Source organism: Alistipes sp. DJF_B185 (genome assembly GCF_964250025.1).
Taxonomy (GTDB): domain Bacteria; phylum Bacteroidota; class Bacteroidia; order Bacteroidales; family Rikenellaceae; genus Alistipes; species Alistipes finegoldii.
In genome coordinates this window covers 31921-51280 of the sequence record NZ_CAXUDY010000003.1, presented here as the reverse complement: position 1 = coordinate 51280, position 19360 = coordinate 31921, and the positions used below count along the sequence as shown (strand labels likewise).

Annotated in this window: 13 protein-coding genes; 7 read left to right on the top strand and 6 right to left on the bottom strand. The window is 56.8% G+C overall.

Annotated elements, in window-relative coordinates:
• Positions 1-11: 11 nt before the first annotated feature.
• From ACESTR_RS05330 to ACESTR_RS05315, 4 genes are all read right to left on the bottom strand, one after another.
• Positions 12-1589 carry a SusD/RagB family nutrient-binding outer membrane lipoprotein gene (locus ACESTR_RS05330; protein WP_279064071.1) on the bottom strand — a complete coding sequence of 526 codons (1578 nt, stop codon included), beginning with the start codon at positions 1587-1589 and terminating at the stop codon, positions 12-14.
• 13 nt (positions 1590-1602) lie between these two features.
• Positions 1603-4920, bottom strand: coding sequence for a SusC/RagA family TonB-linked outer membrane protein (locus ACESTR_RS05325; RefSeq protein ID WP_373178944.1), 3318 nt, complete (start codon positions 4918-4920; stop codon positions 1603-1605).
• A gap of 176 nt (positions 4921-5096) precedes the next feature.
• Positions 5097-6032 carry a FecR family protein gene (locus tag ACESTR_RS05320; protein WP_014774318.1) on the bottom strand — a complete coding sequence of 312 codons (936 nt, stop codon included), beginning with the start codon at positions 6030-6032 and terminating at the stop codon, positions 5097-5099.
• A gap of 86 nt (positions 6033-6118) precedes the next feature.
• Positions 6119-6718 (bottom strand): RNA polymerase sigma-70 factor, encoded by a 600-nt coding sequence (locus ACESTR_RS05315; RefSeq protein ID WP_009597299.1) that lies wholly within the window; start codon positions 6716-6718, stop codon positions 6119-6121.
• A 428-nt stretch (positions 6719-7146) separates the two neighbouring features.
• On the opposite strand from ACESTR_RS05315, the gene ACESTR_RS05310 reads away from it, so the two are divergent.
• The 6 genes from ACESTR_RS05310 (at position 7147) to ACESTR_RS05285 (ending at position 16146) form a co-directional block, all read left to right on the top strand.
• Positions 7147-7719, top strand: a complete 573-nt coding sequence (locus ACESTR_RS05310; RefSeq protein WP_302269146.1) for an RNA polymerase sigma-70 factor — start codon at positions 7147-7149, stop codon at positions 7717-7719.
• A gap of 75 nt (positions 7720-7794) precedes the next feature.
• Positions 7795-8697, top strand: coding sequence for a FecR family protein (locus tag ACESTR_RS05305; RefSeq protein ID WP_009597280.1), 903 nt, complete (start codon positions 7795-7797; stop codon positions 8695-8697).
• Between the two features lie 171 nt (positions 8698-8868).
• Positions 8869-12222 (top strand): SusC/RagA family TonB-linked outer membrane protein, encoded by a 3354-nt coding sequence (locus ACESTR_RS05300; RefSeq protein ID WP_009597282.1) that lies wholly within the window; start codon positions 8869-8871, stop codon positions 12220-12222.
• Positions 12223-12239: 17 nt separating this feature from the next.
• The gene (locus ACESTR_RS05295; RefSeq protein ID WP_009597279.1) at positions 12240-13829 is read left to right on the top strand and encodes a RagB/SusD family nutrient uptake outer membrane protein; all 1590 of its coding nucleotides are present in this window, start codon (positions 12240-12242) and stop codon (positions 13827-13829) included.
• A 28-nt stretch (positions 13830-13857) separates the two neighbouring features.
• A complete protein-coding gene (locus ACESTR_RS05290) occupies positions 13858-14949 on the top strand; it encodes a glycoside hydrolase family 18 (protein WP_009597289.1) in 1092 nt (363 codons plus the stop codon).
• A gap of 30 nt (positions 14950-14979) precedes the next feature.
• On the top strand, positions 14980-16146 hold the full coding sequence (locus ACESTR_RS05285; RefSeq protein ID WP_195290563.1) for a DUF1735 and LamG domain-containing protein: 1167 nt from the start codon (positions 14980-14982) through the stop codon (positions 16144-16146).
• A 76-nt stretch (positions 16147-16222) separates the two neighbouring features.
• Here the strand turns inward: ACESTR_RS05285 and ACESTR_RS05280 are convergent, their stop codons facing one another.
• Both ACESTR_RS05280 and ACESTR_RS05275 read right to left on the bottom strand, forming a co-directional pair.
• Complete coding sequence (locus ACESTR_RS05280; RefSeq protein ID WP_373178941.1) at positions 16223-17242, bottom strand: DUF1573 domain-containing protein; 1020 nt, start codon at positions 17240-17242, stop codon at positions 16223-16225.
• 285 nt (positions 17243-17527) lie between these two features.
• Positions 17528-18112, bottom strand: coding sequence for an RNA polymerase sigma-70 factor (locus tag ACESTR_RS05275; RefSeq protein WP_130062962.1), 585 nt, complete (start codon positions 18110-18112; stop codon positions 17528-17530).
• A gap of 122 nt (positions 18113-18234) precedes the next feature.
• On the opposite strand from ACESTR_RS05275, the gene ACESTR_RS05270 reads away from it, so the two are divergent.
• The gene (locus tag ACESTR_RS05270) at positions 18235-19245 is read left to right on the top strand and encodes a FecR domain-containing protein (RefSeq protein WP_130062961.1); all 1011 of its coding nucleotides are present in this window, start codon (positions 18235-18237) and stop codon (positions 19243-19245) included.
• Positions 19246-19360: the final 115 nt, after the last annotated feature.

Genomic DNA, 19360 nt, shown 5'->3' with positions numbered 1-19360 from the left:
ATTTTAAGGTCTTATTTCTTCGCCCACCACACATCGGTGCCGTGCAGGTCACTGCCGCCGAGCAATTCGACGCCCCTGAGTACGTTCTCGCGGTTGTTGTCGTACTCCGACTGGGGATAGTGCAGGCGGCGCATTCCCTTGCTGCTGTCTACATTGCCCCACATGCCGCCGCTCAGGTTGTTGACCACCTGCAACAGGCGGGGATAGCCCGTCCGGCGCACGTCAGCCCATGCTTCGTGGCCGATCATATGGTTGGCGATCCATTTCTGGGTGATGATGCGCTCCATTTCGTTGCCGTCGTCAGCCCATTTGACCGATACGGCCGTACCGAAATCCGAAACGTTATGCTTGTTGCGCGGATCCGCATAGGAGAGCGCGGGAGCCGTTTCGGAAGCGATATAAGTCTCGTACGAAGAGCCGTTTCCCCAAAGTTCGAGCGAGGTTTTGACACCCGTGTTATAGAGGTTTTCGGCCGTGTCGCCCATCGTCCAGCCCAGCAGAGCGCCCTCGGCGCGCAGGAACCAGCTTTCCGAAGCGTACATCACCGGCACGGGGTCCTTTTCGGCGAAGAGCGGATAAGAGTAGGTCGCATAGTCGGTCGGCGTCACATTCTGAATGCCCGCACGCACACCGACGTAGATCCCGTCGTAGCCCGACTTCGAAAAATAGGAAGCCCGGCGCGGATCCTCGTAGGCGTTCATGTACATCACGATGCTGGCGTTCGACCGCAGGTCCTGCCAAGAGGTGCTCGTCGCTTGCGTGTAGAACGGATTCTGACGGGAATCGGACGAGAAGCTCAGGTTCTCGGCATTGGCGTCTATCAGACCGTATGTCGCCATATCGCGCACAGCCTCTTCGGCGATGCGGCGCGCTTCCGGCTCCACACCGCTCATGCGAATGGCCATCCGCAGTTTGAGCGTATTGGCGAAGCTCACCCACAGCCGCGAATCGCCCTTGAAAGAGCTGATATCGAAATCGCGCATCAGAATGCCGTCACCGGCCGACGCGAACGTGTAGAGCGTCTCCATCGCCGCATCCAAATCGTCGATCATCGCCATGTAGACATCGCGCTGGCTGTCGTAAGGCACCGAGAAGGTGCCGTTCTGCATCTTCGAATAGGGAATCGGACCGTAGGCGTCGGTCACGCGCAGCATGGCCGCCACGCGCAGGATACGGGCCAGCTGGTAAACGGGCCCCTCGCCGCCAGTCTGGGTCTCGACCTTGAAGTAGTTGCCGTAGAAATTGGCGAATGTCTGCTCGAAAATATAGTCGTTGAATTTGTCCGACGGATTGTAGGTAGCGATGTTCTGTCCTTGGTAGGACTTCACGGCAGAGGTGTAACCGCCCAGTTCGTCGGCCACAAGCACGTCGTGCATCTGCGAAGCATTGACCTGAAAATGGGTGACGAACTCCATCATCGCGGGAAAAAGAATGCCCACGCCGACGTTGTCGCCATTCAGGTCGTCGTCCGACGGGCGGAAAGGTTTGGTATTGTAATCTTCGAAATTACCGGTGCAGGCCGCGGCGGCGAGCATGGCCACACAAGCCGCAAAACGGCCGAATCGACGAATTATAGTGTTTGCTTTCATCTTGGTCAGGATTTTAGAATTGTAACTTCACGGTAAATCCGATGTTCCGTAAGCTGGGCAGCATGAAGTAGTCCACGCCCTGCAAGAAGTTGTCGGCCGTCGAGGGCGTCAGTTCGGGGTCGAACGGAGCCTTGTTGTAAATCATCCACAGATTGCGGCCCACAAGAGAAACGGTCATTGCCATCTTCTGACGGAACCAGCGCTTGGGCAGCGTATAGGCCAGCGACAGCTCCTGCATACGTACGTTGGTCGCATCGTAAATGTAGTATGCGCCGGCACCCGTGCCGGCACCGATGGTCTGATAGTAATTCTGGGCATCGACCATGCCGTTGTTTATCCGCACGCCGCCGGCCTCACGGGCTGCCGCCGAACGTTCCGAAACGCCGTAGTAATCGAGGAACGCCTCGGTATTCGAAACGACAGAACCGCCCAGACGGGCCGCGAACATCACATTCAGGTTCAGTCCCTTCCATGCAAAACTGTTGCTCCAGCCGATATTGCCCTTGGGCAGCAGGCTGGCGACCTTGCGGCGCTCGGTGGTGGTCAGTTCTACCTTGTTGGTCTGCGGATCGACATAAATGTTTCCGTTGAGGTCGGTGCGCAGTTCGCGGTTGATGTAAAGGTCGCCCATCTTGCCGCCTTCGTAGAGGATGACCTGCGGCGAACCGGCATCGCCGAGGGTCGCCTTCTCTAGATAGGGCATATCGATAGGCTGTCCGTCGACGGGGCTGATGACGCCGTTGGCGAGCCTGATGATCTTGTTGCGGTTCATCGTGTAGGTCACGCTCGTGTTCCATGTGAAGTCACGCCACGTATTATGGTAGTTCAGCAGCATTTCGAGACCCGAATTACGGACCTGACCGGCCTGCACGAGTACCGACGAATAACCCGACGTGGACGAAGGGGTCGATTCGAAGGTCTGGTTGAAGGTATCCGAGCGGTACCATGTAGCGTCGAAGTTGAGCTTGCCGCCGAAGAAACGGGCATTGAGACCTACTTCCCACGATTTGGTCTTCTCCGGCTTGAGGTTCTCGTTGGGGAAGCGGTGAAGCGAGTCCCATTCGTGCGTCTGTCCCTTGTAATCATAGTAGGGTTTGGTCAAGTAGGCCGCATAGGAAGAGCCTACGGCCGAATAGGAACCGCGCACCTTGAGGAAGGAGAACCATTCCGGCATATCGACCATCTCGGAAACGACGGCCGAAAGTCCGACCGAAGGATAGAAGAACGACTTGTATTTCGAGAAGGCGAGAGCCGATTCCCAGTCGTTGCGACCGGTGACGGTCAGGTAAAGCATACTCTTCCACGCCAGCTCGACGTTGGCGAAGATGCTCTGCGACTGAATGTGCGAACCGTCCTCACGCTCCTTGTAGTTGGTGGTCGATATATTGGTAATCGAGAAGAAGTTGGGAATCTTGCGCAGGTCGCCACCCCAGCCCATGAAATCCATGCGGACGTCCTTGAGCGACGCACCGACATTGGCGCTCAGGTGGTAGTCCCCGGCGAAGGTAAGATCGATGTTGGCGATGGCATCGGCATAGATCTGACGGTCGTTACGCTTGATGATTGAATACATACCCTTCTCGCCCGCGAAGTTGGTGTCGGTGCCGGCATAGCGTTTCTCGGTAATGTCCATATCGGCGTTATCGACCTTGACGCGGCCCGTCACGTCGAGCCAATCGGTTACGTCGTACTTGAGGTTGGCACTGAGCATATAACGACGCTTTTTAGTCTGGTTGATCATCTTATTCATGATCCAGTAGGGGTTCTGGAACGACATGTCGCCCGAACCGTAATCCCATGCCTGCGTATAGAGGTTGCGCGATTCGTCCCAACGCTGGTAGAGACGCACGTTGTCAAAGTCGTCGCCGCGCGGAAAGAGATAGAGCGCCGGCAGCGGGTTGAAGTATTTGCCCGCTGCGATCATGTTCTTGTTGTCCTGCAGGATGTAGCTCGCACTCAGATCGACGGTCAGCTTGTCTTTGAGGAACTTGGTGACGTCGCGGAACGTGAAGTTGTAACGGTTGTAGCCGCTGTTGGGCAGGATGTTGCGGGCATTGGTCGTCGCGGCCGAAAAATAGGTCTGGTGCTTCTGCGTACCCGTCGAGAAGGTCAGGGAGTTGTTGACGTTCGACCCCGTGTTGAAGAATCCTTCGGGATCGAAGCGGCGCAAGGTTTTGTCGCCCCAGCTCTGGTAGGACCCGGAAACATTGCCGTAGGTATTCTGGAAGCGGGGCATCACGAAAGGCGACGAGAAGGTAGTGCTGTTGGAGAAGGTCACCGACGTTTTGTCGGCCTGTCCCTTCTTGGTGTTGATGAGCACCACGCCGTTGGCAGCGTCCGAGCCGTAGAGAGCCGCGGCTGAAGGGCCGGTCAGTACCGAAATCGACTCGATGTCGTCGGGGTTGATGTCCGCCACGCCGTCCGACCCCATGTAATTGCCCTGCAGGCCGTCGTCATTCGAGCCGAAGCTGACGTTCGACATCGGAATACCGTCAATCACATAGAGGGCGTTGTTGTCCTTGTAGAGCGATTTGGCACCGCGCATTACCACGCGGGCCGCGCCGCCGACGCCCGCCGCCGAGGAGTTGATCTGCACACTGGCGACCTTGCCGTTGAGGGCATTCATGAAGTTGGCGTCCTTAACCGTAACGATGTCCTCGGATTTCACCTGCTGGACGTTGTACGAGAGCGCCTTTTCCTGACGTTTGATACCGAGGGCCGTCACCACCACGTTATCCAGCGCGACGGCCGATTCGACCATCGTGATACGGAAATCGGCGCGGCTTCCCACAGCGATCTCCTGCGGTTCGCAGCCCAAATAATTGACCACGAGCACCGGGTCCTTCACCGAAGCGGGAATCTGCAGTCCGAAACTGCCGTCGACATTGGTGCTGATACCGATCGTCGTACCTTTGATAACGACCGACGCGCCGATAATGGGTTGTCCGTGTGCATCGAGCACCACACCCGCGACATTGCGCAGGGATGAGGATGCCGCCGCATCCGCCGAACGCTTCGAAAGAATGATGTTCGAACTGTTGATCTCATACGTCAGATCGGTGCCTGCGAGCATTTGCGCGAGAGCCTCGGCAACCGGCTGTTCGCGCACCTGCACGCTGGCCGTGCGGTCAACGCTGATATTCTTGTCGTAAATAAACAGAAATTTGGTTTGTTTTTCGATCTCATCCATTATCTGCGTCATTTTCACCTGTTGCATATCAATAGTCACACGGCCTGCCTGCGCCCGGACGGTCCCGGCGGCAAGGCACAAAAACGCAGCAAAAAGGGAGATTATCAGGTTCTTTGATTGCCTGATACTTTTTTTCTTCATATCTTTGTAGATTAAAGGATAATAGTTTTGGTTAGTCGCAAATCATGCGAGAGACCGTTGTCCTTTCCGCCCGGAACTGCTCCAACAGTTTCGGGCTTCCTTTTCCGGGATAACGGCAAAAGACAAAATGCGGGATTATCTCATAGGCAGGCAAAGTTTTAAAGTTATACGTTCGGTCAGTATATGGTTATCGTGCTGGTTTCTTGGTCGTATGCGTAGTGGAAAGAACAACTGCGCTGCAGGATGCGCAGGGCGTGTTCGATGCCGTCCGAAATGCGGATCTTACCCATCGCTTCAATATCGGGCATACGGTCGAGCTTCACATCGAAACGCACGCCGTAACAGTGTTCGAACCGGTGGAGTATATCTGCAAAACTGCGGCCGCTCACCGAAATAAGGCCCTCGGCCCAGAGATATTCGTTGGGATCGTCCGACGTACGGAGCGACAGTTGCCCGCCGCTCAACTGCACTTTTTCGTGGGGTTTGAGCACGACCTGCTGCTGCGGGTCGGCAAGGGAACTCACCCGGACGCTGCCGCGCATGAGCGCCGTAGAGAATACATCGTGCCGCTCGTCAGCATTGACGTTGAAGCGCGTGCCGAGCACCTCAACCTTACAGGCGAACGTCTCAACCACGAACGGCCGGCGGGTGTCACGGCTGACATCGAACAGCGCCTCGCCCGAAAGCCGTACCTGCCGGGAATTTCCTGCGAAAAGCGACGGATATTCGATCTCGGCCCCCGAATTGAGCCACACATTGGTACCGTCCTGCAGCGTGAGATTGATGCGCTGTCCTTCGGGCGCAGCCACGCGGGTCATAAGATTCGCCCAGCTCCGCTCCTTATAGGAAACATATCCCCAACCGATGCCGACGGCCAATATAACGACGGCCGCCGCCTGTACGGCATACCTCGTTACACGGCGCCAATTCAGCAGACGGCCGCGCGCGGCCTTTTCCTCCGGAGCGAACAGCAGCAATGCATTGTACATTCCGCGTTCGCGGTCGAAGATACGCCGGTTTTCCTGATCGGCATCGAGCCACTCCATCAGACGCCGCTGTTCGTCGGAGGTGGCTTCGCCTTTATAAAAACGATATAAGGTTTCTTTTTCCATATTACGACACGCCCGTTCCGGGGCTTTACATTAATAAAGCACCCCGGCGGCCCGGTTTCCCGGAAAAAAGAACATTTTTTTTGATTTTATCGCAGAATGCGCTCCAGAACGCCTGCGGCAAGCACCAGTGGCAGGTAATCACGCAGGACTTCGCGCAGTTTTCCGAGCGCTTTCTCAAGCTCGGTCTCCACACGGCGCTCGGTGATCCCGCACTCGGCCGCGATTTCGCGGTAGGACTTGCCGTGGATGCGCCGGGCCGTAAAAACCTGCCGCGTCAGTTCCGGCATTTCAGCCATGCAATCACGCACCAGTTTCTCGATCTCGCCGGCAAAAAGGTGTTGAGGATCACAAAGCTCCAGCGAGCGGATATTCTCGCTCACCACGCGACGCTGAAGGTCCCCCACTTCGTTGTGGACCCGCATCCGCACCTGCAGGGCCCGCAGGTAATTCAGGCATTTGTGGCGTATGGTCGTGAGGATATAGGCCGCGGCATTGCAGTCCGCATCGAGCCGGGAGCGGTTTTCCCAATAGTAGATGAAAGCATCCGTGACGACATCCTCGGCGATGAGCCGGTCCTGCACATATCCGACGGCAAAACTTTCGAAACGGGCTTTGTAGCGTTTATAAAGCTCGCCGAACTCGGCCTCCTTATGCAGGGGGGGGGTAATGACGTTGCGGTCTTTCATCGTGGGATTGCAAAATTCAATGGAGTAAAAATAGCTTATTATTTTCAGACTAGAAAACCCGGTTCCGAAAAAGTTGCCCCCAAGAATCTCCGCCGGCCCCCTCCCCGACTGGATAAAGCGGCACGGAAGGTTCCTGATTTCCGCCTGAAATCGCTGAATGGCATGCGTCCGTCCCCTTCCCCGTCCCACTCTTATATATATGATAACCGCTTCCGGTTCGTCCGGCGAAAAAAAGCTGCGGCAATCCGCAGTCAACTGCAAAATACCGGCTATAGGCCCGGATTCTGCCGATGAAAAAACGCTGCGGCCGGAATACCGGAGAAAACGATATGCGGCTGCAGAGGGAAGCCTAGATCTGTAAAAAATTTGCGAACCGGAATAAAATAATTAAATTTGTAATTACCCTTATGCGATCTAAGGGCCGATCCATGACAAAAAAAAGTGCACAAATAGCGTTCGACGACGTTCTCCGGCAAGTCACCGAAGGGAACGAAGAGGCATTCCAGCAACTCTACCTGCACTATCACGACCGCCTTTTCCAATTCGCACGCATGTATCTGCACCAGCAGCAGGCGGCCGAAGACGTCGTTGCCGATCTCTTTTTTCAACTGTGGAAAAGCCGCGGAATGCTCGGCGGCATCGAAAACTTCAATGCCTATATCTACCGCGCCGTGCGCAACAGTTGTACCAACTACCTGCTGAGCGGCTACCGGAACCGTATGTCCGGCTTTACACAGGTACAACTGCAGGTCTGCATCGATCCTGCGGTCCCGGCGGACGAGGTGGTTGACTTCCAACTGCTGAACAGCGCGCTGACCGACGCTGTGGAACAGCTCCCCGAACGCTGCCGCATCATCTTCAAGCTGGCCAAGGAGGACGGCATGAGCCACCGAGAGATCGCCGCGGCACTCGACATCTCCCCAAGCACCGTCGAAGGACAGCTAGCCATCGCCATGCGCCGTCTGAAGGCCGCCGCAGCCCCTTTCCTGAAAAAAATCTGAAAAAATCGCAAATCGGCTTAGTGGTTTCTCAGGTCCGTCTTGTCTTATTTGTAAACGGACAATAGACGGAACCCAATGACTGATTCGAAACATACGAACGACAACAATTCATTATTCACCCGTATTCAGGTAAAAAGTCCTTGTGCAGACGAGCGTTACAGCGCAGGGAATTCCTTCGCGCGCCTGATGACGCGCATCCACGCCGACGCAGTCAATAAGGCTCGGCCGGAGCGCAACTACACCAAAGCCTACCGCATCTGGCTGGCCGCGGCATCGCTCATGATCGTTTTCCTCACTTCCGGCTGGCTGGCGACCGCCCTGCGTCCCGCACCCGAAATGCTCATCCGCAACAACGCATGGGAAAAGGTGGAGAACCTGACGCTTGCCGACGGCACGCAGCTTACGCTCAACCGCGGCGCACAACTGATCTATCCCGAAAAATTCGCCGGCCGGACCCGCGAGATATTCCTGTCGGGAGAAGCCTATTTCGACGTGGCACACGACAAAAAACATCCTTTTATCGTTCGGGCCGGGGATCTGAAGATCAAGGTGCTGGGTACGAAATTCAATATCGAGGCCTACCCCGATTCGGAGACCATCACCACCACGCTGCTGGAGGGTTCCGTCGAAGTGGAGAGCCGGCTCAGCCGAGAGTGTATCCGCATGGTTCCCAGCCAGCAGCTCTCGTATGATATTCAGAGCGGCGAAATGAAACTCAGCACGATCTCCGACTCGAAAGAGCCCGTACGCTGGAAAGACAACGTCTGGGTGCTGCACCAGACGCCGTTCACACAAGTATGCCACCGGCTGGAACAGATGTTCAATGTCAAGATCGTGATTATGAACGACAAGTTCATCGGGAAGAAATTTACCGGAGAGTTCCGTTTCGGGGATTCGCTGGAATCGATCCTCGAAGTCATCCGAATAACCACACCGTTCACTTACGAACGCGAGGAGGATACGATCATCCTCAAATAAAAACCGAACCTACTGCAAACAACCTAAAACCCGAACCTGCCTATGAAATAAGCCTGTCATAAAAAAAAACACGGGAACCTCTGCCGAAGTTCCCGCTCCCTTAATGAATCAAACACAAACCCGGCGGGCCGCTACCCGCACGGATCTATCAATCCATTAATCAGTAAAGGTATGACAAATTTTGATAAGTTCAAGACTTATTGCCGAAAATTTTGCGTTCAGACCCGACTCGCTGTTCGCATCAGCCTGTCAATTACAGCAATAACAACTTTTGCCACACAAGCCGCCGCGCAGAATAATCCGCAGGAAATACGGCTCGACTTCAACGATGCGGCGTTGTCGCAGGTGCTGAAAAGCATCGAAACGCAAAGCCGCTACACCTTCTTCTACAACAACGACATCGACGTAACGCAGAGCGTTTCGGCGCACATCGCCAGCAGCGACATCAATTCGGTCGTCACGGCCGTCCTCAAGGGAACCGACATCGCCCATAGGATTACGGACAACCGGGTAGTCCTGTTCGTGGGGGGGGGTGACGCCGCAGACGATCAGGAGCGTTCGATTTCCGGCAAAGTCACCGACGCGGCCGGGCTGCCGCTGGTCGGCGTGACGGTTCTGGTCACCGGCACCAATTTCGCCGCCGTGACCGACGTCAACGGCGGCTATACGGTCCGAGTTCCGGGCAGCGGAGCCGAAATCGTCTACTCCTATATCGGCTATCAGAGCCAGCAGCGGATCGTCGGCTCGCAGACGGTCATCAACCTTGCGCTGCAGGAAAGCACCGCAGAGATCGGCGCGGTCGTGGTAACGGCGCTCGGCATCAAGCGCGATCAGAAATCACTGACATACAACGTACAGCAGATTGCGGGCGACGACATCAGCATCGTCAAGGACGTAAGCGTGGTGAACAGTCTGGTCGGCAAAGTGGCCGGCGTGCGCATCAACCAGTCGTCGTCGGGTACCGGCGGTTCGACCCGCGTGGTAATGCGCGGCGCCAAATCGCTCTTCGGCGACAACAACGTGCTCTACGTACTCAACGGCATTCCGATGATGTCGCTCCGCTCGACCCAGTCGGACAACTATTACGAAGGTGCGGGCGTCGGCGACAGCGACGGCATTTCGAGCATCAATCCCGACGACATCGAGTCGCTGTCGGTGCTGACGGGTGCTTCGGCCGCAGCGCTCTACGGCAACCGCGGCGCCAACGGCGTGATCCTCATCACTACCAAAAAAGGCAGTGCGGACCACTCGACGCACGTCTCCTACTCCAACAACACGACCTTTTCGAATCCGTTCGTCACCCATCAGTTCCAGAACACCTACGGCCGTCAGTCGGGCGATTTCAAAAGCTGGGGCGAGAAGCTCGGCAAGCCCTCGTCGTACGACCCCAACGATTTCTTCCAGACGGGTTACAACACGCAGAACACCGTCAGCGTGGCATCGAGTTCGGAGCGCAGCCAGTCGTTCGTTTCGGCCGGTTCGGTCAATTCGCGCGGCATCATTCCCAACAACGAATATTCGCGTTACAACTTCACGATCCGCCACGGACGCGAGCTGGTCAAGGACAAACTCGAACTCGATACCGACTTCTTCTTCACCAAGAGCGAGTCGCAGAACGGCGTGGCGCAGGGACTCTACTACAATCCGCTGCTGCCCGTTTACCTATTCCCGCCTTCGGAGAATTTCGAGCGTCTGAAGACCTACGAAATCTACGACTCAGGCCGCAACTTCGCCACGATGTATTGGCCCTACAGCAATACGGGACTCGACGCCCTGAGCCAGAACCCCTATTGGATCACCAACCGCAACATGTTCAACACCACGCAGAACCGCTATATCGTCAGCGGCTCGCTCAAGTGGAAGATCACCGACTGGATCAACCTTTCGGGCCGTATCCGCATGGACCATGCCGACACCGACTACGAGCGTAAACTCTACGCATCGACGCCGGGACTGTTCTGCCAGTCGAAAGGCCACTACCGCGAGCAGAAGATGACCAATAACGCGCTCTACGCCGACGTACTGCTCAACATCGACAAGCAGCTCAGCGACGATTTCCGCCTGACGGCCAACATCGGCGCCAGCCTCTACGACGAAAAATACGACATGATGGGACAGAGCGGCAACCTGCTGCGTCTTGCCAACTTCTTCCACGTCAGCAACATCAACATGTCGGACCCGACGACCGAAATGACCCGTGAACACATCCGCCAGCAGACGCAGGCCGTCTATGGATCGGTGCAGGTAGGCTTCCGGAATTTCGTTTACGTCGATGCGTCGGTCCGCTCGGACTGGTTCTCGACGCTGGCCGGCACGCCCTCCATGTCGTCGGTCTATCCTTCGGTCGGTGCATCGCTGATCCTCTCGGAGCTGATTCCGCAGAACAAGATCCTCAACTATTGGAAAATCCGCGGCTCGTACGCCGGCGTGGGCAATCCCCCGTCGCCCTACCTGACCTACACCTACATTCCGCTGGAGGACCAAAACATCAGCACCGACGGTTTCGCTGCCGCTTCGCACCTCAAGCCGGAGCTTACCAAATCGTTCGAGATCGGTACGGAGCTGCGCATGTTCAACAACAAGCTGAGCCTCGAATTCACCTACTACAACACCAACACCCACAACCAGCTCTTCAAGTACGAGATTCCCTCGTCGTCGGGTTACTCCTATGCCTACGCCAACGCCGGCAAGGTCAATAACCGCGGTATCGAGCTGAAAGCGGGCTTCAACCAGAACATCGGTCCCGTAAAATGGGAGACGACGCTGACCTACACGCGCAACCGCAACGAGATCAAGGAACTGCTCGACGAATACGTGACCGACCCCGTAACGGGCACCACGGTCAAGGCGCCGCAGGAATTCATCGTTTCGACGGCCGAGTCGTACCGCATGGTGCTGACCAAGGGCGGCACGATGGGCGACATCTACGCCACACACCTCAAGCAGGACCCCAACGGCTACATCTATGTGAACCCGATGACCAACGGCATCGAAATCGAGCCTAACTCCTATGTCAAGGTCGGTTCGATAGACCCCAAATACACGCTGGGATGGCACAACTCCTTCTCATGGAAGGGCTTGAACCTCGGATTTTTGATCGACGCCCGCGTCGGCGGCGTGGTCGTGTCGGGCACCGAGGCGATGATGGACCAGTACGGCGTATCGAAATCGACGGCCCGCGACCGCGACAACGGCGGCGCGATCGTCAACGGCGGACGCATGGACGCCAAGACGTTCTATTCGGTAGCCGCCAGCGGCACCACGGGCGTACTTTCGAACTACGTCTACAGTGCGACCAACGTCCGCCTGCGCGAACTGTCGCTGAGCTACACGCTCCCGGCACTGGCCCGCGAACGCCTGCGCATCACCCTTTCGCTCATTGCCAACAACGTGCTGATGCTCCACAACGAGGCGCCGTTCGATCCAGAACTGACCTCAAACACCGGGACGTACTATCAGGGCTTCGACTATTTCATGCCGCCGTCGCTGCGTTCATGGGGTTTCGGCGTAAAAGTTAATTTCTAAATCAGGAGAGACAGGTTATGAAAAAATTACGCAATACGATCGCTTGCGGAGTTGCGGCACTCGCACTCTTGGCAACGGGCCTGACTTCGTGTACGGGCGACTTCGACAATATCAACACCAGCAAAGACAAACCCACCCCCGAAGACGTGGACCGCGACAACGCATGGGCGGCGTTCATCCAAACCATGCAGCGTAACGTCTTCGCCGAGGGCGCCAACGCCTACCAGCTGGCCGACAACCTGCTGGGCGACAGCTATGCCGGATATTTCGGGCAGGCGCAGGACTGGGACAGCGGCAGCAACTCGACCTGCTACGCCTTTCCCACGGCCAAATGGAAGGACGAACCCTACAAGCAGGCCTACAACAACGTGATGAGTTCATGGAACATCCTGCGCCAGAAGGTCGATTCCGCATCGGTGGTCTTCGCGCTGGGAGAGGTGGTCAAGGTGCAGGCCATGCACCGTGTGACCGACATCTACGGTCCGCTGCCCTACACCGCCTTCGGCAAAATGTCGAGCGGCCTGCCCTACGACTCGCAGGAGACCGTCTACCGCACCTTCATCAAGGAACTGGACCATGCGCTGAAAACGCTCAAGGCCGCATACGAAGCCGATTCGGGCGCGAAGCCCATCGCCGACTTCGACGTGGTGTTCGATTCGGATCTGGAAAAGTGGATCCGCTTCGCCAACTCGCTCAAGCTGCGTCTGGCCATGCGCGCACGCTTCGCCGCTCCCGGCGATGCCCAGACTTGGGCCGAGGAGGCCGTAAATTTCCAGTTCGGAGCCTACAACATCGGCGTGATGACCGACAATACCCACTCGGCCCAGCTGCTCACCCGCACGGGCATCGGCTTCTCGTACAAACACCCGCTCGAATACCTATGGGGCGAATATAACGAATGCCGCATGGGCGCAACCATGGAGAGCTACCTGTCGGGATACGGCGATCCGCGTCTGGAAAGCTACTTCTCGCCCGCCGAAAAGGACGGCGCCTACCACGGAATCCCCAACGGCATCATCTCCAACCCCAAGGACTACCAGTCGCTGGCCAGCTGTCCCAAAGTGGGCTTCACCTCGCCGCTGACATGGATGTGCGCCGCCGAAGTCTGCTTCCTGCGGGCCGAGGGTGCACTCCTCGGCTGGAACATGGGCGGCACGGCCGAAAACCTCTACAACGAAGGTATCCGCACGTCGTTCTCCCAATGGGGCGCGCCAAATGCCGACAAATATCTGTCCGACAGCAAAAGCACTCCGATGAAATATCCCGGCTTGGGGCAGGTCGGCTCGATCGAGAGTCCGAGCAGCGTCACCGTCAAGTGGGCCGCCGACGGCCGTGAACTCGAACGCATCATGGTGCAGAAATGGATCGCACTCTACCCCAACGGACAGGAGGCGTGGAGCGAAATCCGCCGTACGGGTTACCCGAAGGTATTCCCCTCGCAGACCAACCGCAGCGGCGGCGTACTGCCCTCCGGCGCGACGATCCGCCGCGTGCCCCTGCCGCAGCAGGAGTACGACGGCAATGCCGAGCAGGTGGCCAAAGCTGTAAATGAATTCCTCGGCGGCAACGACAACTGCGCGCAGAAACTCTGGTGGGATGCCAAATAAATTACGAACCTCAAAAAGTCTGAAAACCATGAACAAACTCATAAAATTAGGATGTATCGCATTGGCAGGCACCCTGTTGTTCTCGTGTGAGACCGATCCCGAAAAACTGGAGATTGTCAAGCCCTACCCCAAGTCGGATCAGTACTACGCCGATCTGCGCGACTATAAGAACAGCGACCATGAAATCGTCTTCGGCTGGTTCGGAAACTGGAGCGCCACGGGAGCCTCGGCGTCCAACTACATGAAATCCCTCCCCGACAGCATCGACATGGTCGGTCTGTGGGGCGGCTGGCAGACAATCACCGAAGCCCAGCGTAAGGATATGGAGGATTCCCAGCACAAGCGCGGTCTGAAAGTGATCGCCACTTCGCTTTTCGACGGATTCGAAATGGGCGTGGCGCCCGACGGCGCGACGGCGGCCACCGAAGAGGAGATGCTGGCCTATTGGGGCTGGGAAGGTCCCTACCGCTCATACGGCAACGACAACCTCACGGAAGGCAATATCGCGGCTATCCAGCGTTTTGCGCATGCTTTCTGCCAACGCATCATCGACAACGGATACGACGGACTTGATATCGACAACGAGCCGAACATCGGCACCGGCAAGAAACCCTACGGCATATCGGGCTTCCCCAACCGCTACAAAGTCTTCATGGATGTCGTGGTCACCTATTTCGGCCGCACTTCGGGCACGGGACGCATACTGGCCATCGACGGCGAGCTGAACGCCAACATGCCCCGCGAATTCGGCAAGTGTTTCGACTACTTCATCTCGCAGGCGTACGGATGCAGCGGCGATTCGAACCTCGACGGACGTCTGCAGAGCTGTGCCAACTACTTCTCGGAGGTTCCATTCAAGGACGTTGCCCGCAGGTTTATCGTTACCGAGAATTTCGAGAACATCACCTACCGCACCAACGGCGGTGCCAACTACACGACCCGCGACGGCGAGTCGATGAAATCGGTGGCCGGCATGGCGCAGTGGCAGCCGATCATAGACGGAGAAAAGGTGATGAAAGGCGGCTGCGGAACCTATCATATGGAGTACGAATACCGCAATCCCGAACCTTACAAGTTCCTGATCGAGGCCATACAGATTCAGAACCCCGCCCGGAAGTAATCGTTTAACGGACAAAAAAAAGAAATTGCCATGAAACTGAAATATAGTTTATTCGCACTGATCGCATTGGCGGTCGCAGGCTGCCAGAAAGCCCCGGTTTACGACGATGTGGTCTACATCGCCGGAGCCGAAGGCGAAGTCCCCACCCTGTCGCTCACACTCGACGACCAGTTTCCCAAAGAGCTGAGCGTAAAGGTCTCGTCGTCGATCGTCGTCGGACACGATACCAAAGTCCGGCTCGTAACCGACCCTTCGAAAATCGAAGAGTACAACACGCAGTACGGTAAGAAGGGCGTAATGCTCCCCGAAACGAACTTCGTGCTCAAGAACACCGAACTGACCATTCCAGCAGGTTCGTTTTCCGCAGCCGAACCGCTCGTAGTGAGCGTAACCAAAGACGAAGGGCTTAAGGAGGGCGTCAGCTATGTCATTCCGCTGAGTATCGAGAGCGTGGACGGCGATCTGAAAGTCAAGGAGGGATTCCGGACGGTATTCGTCGAAATCGGCCGTATCATCATCGGCCCGGCTGCCGACTGTTCGGGCAGCACCTATTTCAAGGTCGATTTCGCCGAGGGCGAGCAGGACAAATACGACATCTACAACTTGGGCGAAGTCACTTACGAAGCCCGCATCAACCTGCAGCGCTGGGGCGGCTGGTGCAATACGGTGATGGGCCTCGAAGAGAACTTCTGCCTGCGTTTCGTACAGGACGACTTCAAAGGTCAGCTGCAGCTCTCCGGATGGGGCGGCACACTGATGGTTCCTACGGGCGGAATCGCCGTGAGCCTCAACAAGTGGACGCATGTGGCGGCCGTATTCGACGGTCCGAACAAGAAGGTGAGCATCTACATCGACGGCGTACTCGCCTGCTCGGCCGACACCAACAAGACTTCGCTGGACCTCACGCAGGTATATCAGGACGACTCGTTCCGCATCGCCAATTCGTGCAACGACGGCCGCCAGCTGAAGGGTTACATCAGCGAAGCCCGCGTATGGGCCAAGGCTCTCAACGGCAACGACCTGAAGAACAACATGTGCTATGTAGACCCGGCGACGGACGGCCTGCTGGCATACTGGCGCTTCAACGAAAAAGCCGACGGCAAAAAGGTGGAAGACGACCTGACCGGACACGGATACAAGGCAACCTACTCCAGCTCGGCCATGAAATGGGTGGACAACGTCCGCTGTCCCGAATGACGACCGACGTAATACGAACAACAAACAAGCTGCCTTTTCGGGCAGCTTGTTTATTTTTCCGATTTCCGGCTTCGGATTACTCGAAGCGGCCGCGCACCCGGAGGTCGCACAACGGACTGAGCGCATCGCTCACCAATAATTCGACGTGCGCGAAGTAATTCCCACACCCGGCCGTGCGGCCGTCCACGCGCAGCACAAAGGTTTTCGAGCCACCCGCCGCAATCTCTTCGCCCGCCGTAATCTGCCCCGTCACCCCTTCGGGATATTTCACCGCATAGATCCTAAGCGGCGAACCGCCCTTGTTTTCCAACGTAAACCGGCACTCGGCCGTGCCGTCGGCGGCGCACGTTCCGAAATCCAGCAACGATTCGGCAATTTCCGCCTGCGGACGTTTCCCGCGCGGCATTTCGCGCAATTCGGCCAAGTCACCGACACCGGTTCCGCGCACCACGACCGCCCCTTCGAGCCGCCGTCCGGAAACGGTCAGATAACACGAATCAACGAACGTTCCCCACACCTCGGCAGCGGACAAGTCACAGATGAAAGCGATCTCTCCCTCCGCACCGGGCGCCAGTACGGCAGGAGCTTCGGCCCGCAGAAAGGGAAGCGGTTCAGCGAATTCCGCCCTCAGCCGCACCTCGTACGGTGACGTATTGAGACAGCGCAACGTCAGACGCCGGTCATGCCGCTGCTCCACCATGCGGAAGTTGACCTCCTTAACGCTAAGGCGGATTCCGCCGCCAAACTCCACGGGAAAGCGGTCGGCAGCCGTTTCGGGACGCGCCGCCACACTGCCGCGGATACGGAGCGGCATCATGCGGCTGCCGTCGGTATAGACGTATACCGCCTTGTCGAAAGCTCCCGGACGGTCCGCCGGATCGTAAGCGATCCCGATTTCGCCGCTGCCGCCGGGAAGGACCGGCGCCTGCGAAAAGGTCGGTTTCATACATCCGCAGGTCACGCCGACACGCTCGACGACGACGGGTTTCGTACCGCTGTTCGTGAAGCGGAACACATGCACGACAGGACCGCCCGTTTCGGGAATCGTCCCGAAATCCCACGTTTCATGGCCGAACGCCAAAGGCGGACGTGCCACCGTATCGGGCCGGATCGTCTCCGCGGAGTGATTTCCGGCATTGGCAACGATATTGGCATCGGCCGGAGTTCCACCCCGCTGCCTGCAGGCAACGGAGGTCAATAGACAAGCAATCAACAGAAAAGTTCTAATCATAAAAACAGCCGGGAGCCGTTTTGCGCTCCAATCTTCAAAATTAGCAATTTTCCGCGTCAGACACAAGCATCCGGTCCGAATTGATCGCGCCGGGTGAGATCGAAATAGTCCGACAAGTTTTTTTCAGCCAAGGTGAGACCGTAAAACCGCCTATTCGTTCACGACCAGCAGCATCGTCAGCAAAGGCAGGTAATCCTTGAGTTTGACACGAAGGATTTTCAGACACTGCTGGATGCGGTAATCCACCGTTTTGGGCGAAACTTCCAGCACGGCGGCGATTTCTTCGTAGGTTTTGCGCTGGAAACGGCTCATTTCGAACGCTTCGCGGTAGGAGGCCGGCAGCTCCGCCACGGCCGCCCGGATATTTTCGCGCAGTTCCTCGACGACGTCGAAGTCGGGGACTTCGAACTGCTCGCACATCTTATTGCGGATATTGCCCAGCACGCGCCGCTCGATGGACTCGTGCCCCAGATAGGTCAGGCAGTTATTGCGCACGGCGCCGAATAGATATTTGGGGAGCGAAGTGCTGATACATAACACCGTGCGGTTTTCCCACAGCCACAGCATCAGGTCCTGCACGATATTCTCAGCGGTCTCCTCCCGCTTGACATACATGCGGGCGTAGGCGCAGAGCGTCGGATAATAACGTACGAAAATCTCCTCGTACGCCTTCATCTCGCCGTCGACCAGCCGGTTCAGCAAGCAGGTGTCGGATATCTTTTTCCGTTCGGGCATAATGCGAAATTAATAAAAATTCGGGGTTTGATTCCCCGGAATAAAAAAAATTGAAATTTTATGATTTTCGTTTAGGAACTTTTGTTTTTGAATAGTCTGTAATATAAAAAGCAGGAAAAAAGATGAACACCCCGAACATAGAAAAACTCCTTGTCAGGTATTACAACGACGAACTTCCGGCCGACCAGACGGCCCGCGTCGCGGCGTGGATCGCCGCCAGCGAGGAGAACCGCAAAATCGCCGAACAAGTCTATTACATCTGTTTCGCCGCCGAAACGCAGGAGGCAAAAGCCGCCCTCGACACCGCCGCCGCGCTGCGGAAGGTCAAAGGCCGCATCCGGACTGAAAAATGGCGCCGGATGCTCCGGCAGACCGAGCGCGCGGCTGCCGTCATGCTGCTGCCCTTAGTCGGCCTGTCGGCCTATCTGCTGATGCAGGTGGGATACAAATACAACAGCATGGTCGAAATCCGCTCCACAACGGGCATGGTCAGTTCCGTCACCCTTCCCGACGACACGCGCGTATGGCTCAACTCCAACTCCTACCTGCGCTACCCTGCCAAGTTTACCGGCAAGGAGCGCCGCGTGGTGCTCTACGGCGAAGGCTACTTCGACGTGACCAAAGACCCCGAACGCAAATTCGTGGTCGAAGCGCAATCGACCGAAATAGAGGTTTACGGCACGGAATTCAACGTGGAAGCCTATGACGACGAATACATCCGCGCGACGCTCGTATCGGGACGCATCGGCATGAAGTACGACGACGCCAACCACCGCCGCCAGCTGGTGCAGATGATGCCCGACCAGCAGATAACCTACAACGCCCGCACGGGGGTAATCTACCTCAACACGGCCAACATTCCGTGCAACACCTCGTGGAAAGAGGGCAAGATCGTCCTCAGCAACACCCCGCTCAAGGACGCCCTGCGCATGATCGGTAACAAATACAACGTCTCGTTCAACATCCGCAACGACGAACTGCTCGGCAACACCTTCACGGGTACGTTCTCGAACCAGAGTCTCGACCTGATCCTCAAACACTTCTCCATTTCGTCGAAGATCAAATTCCGGCGGATCGACCAGACGGCCGGCGACAAAGCCTCGGCGGGCCGGGCCGTATTCGAAGTCTACTGAAAAACCGCACGAACCGATTTGCCTACAACCATAAACCAAAAAACCGAATGACACCATGACACCGACCTGACACAAAAAAACATACGGAAAGACCTGCACGTCCTCCCGTATGCCG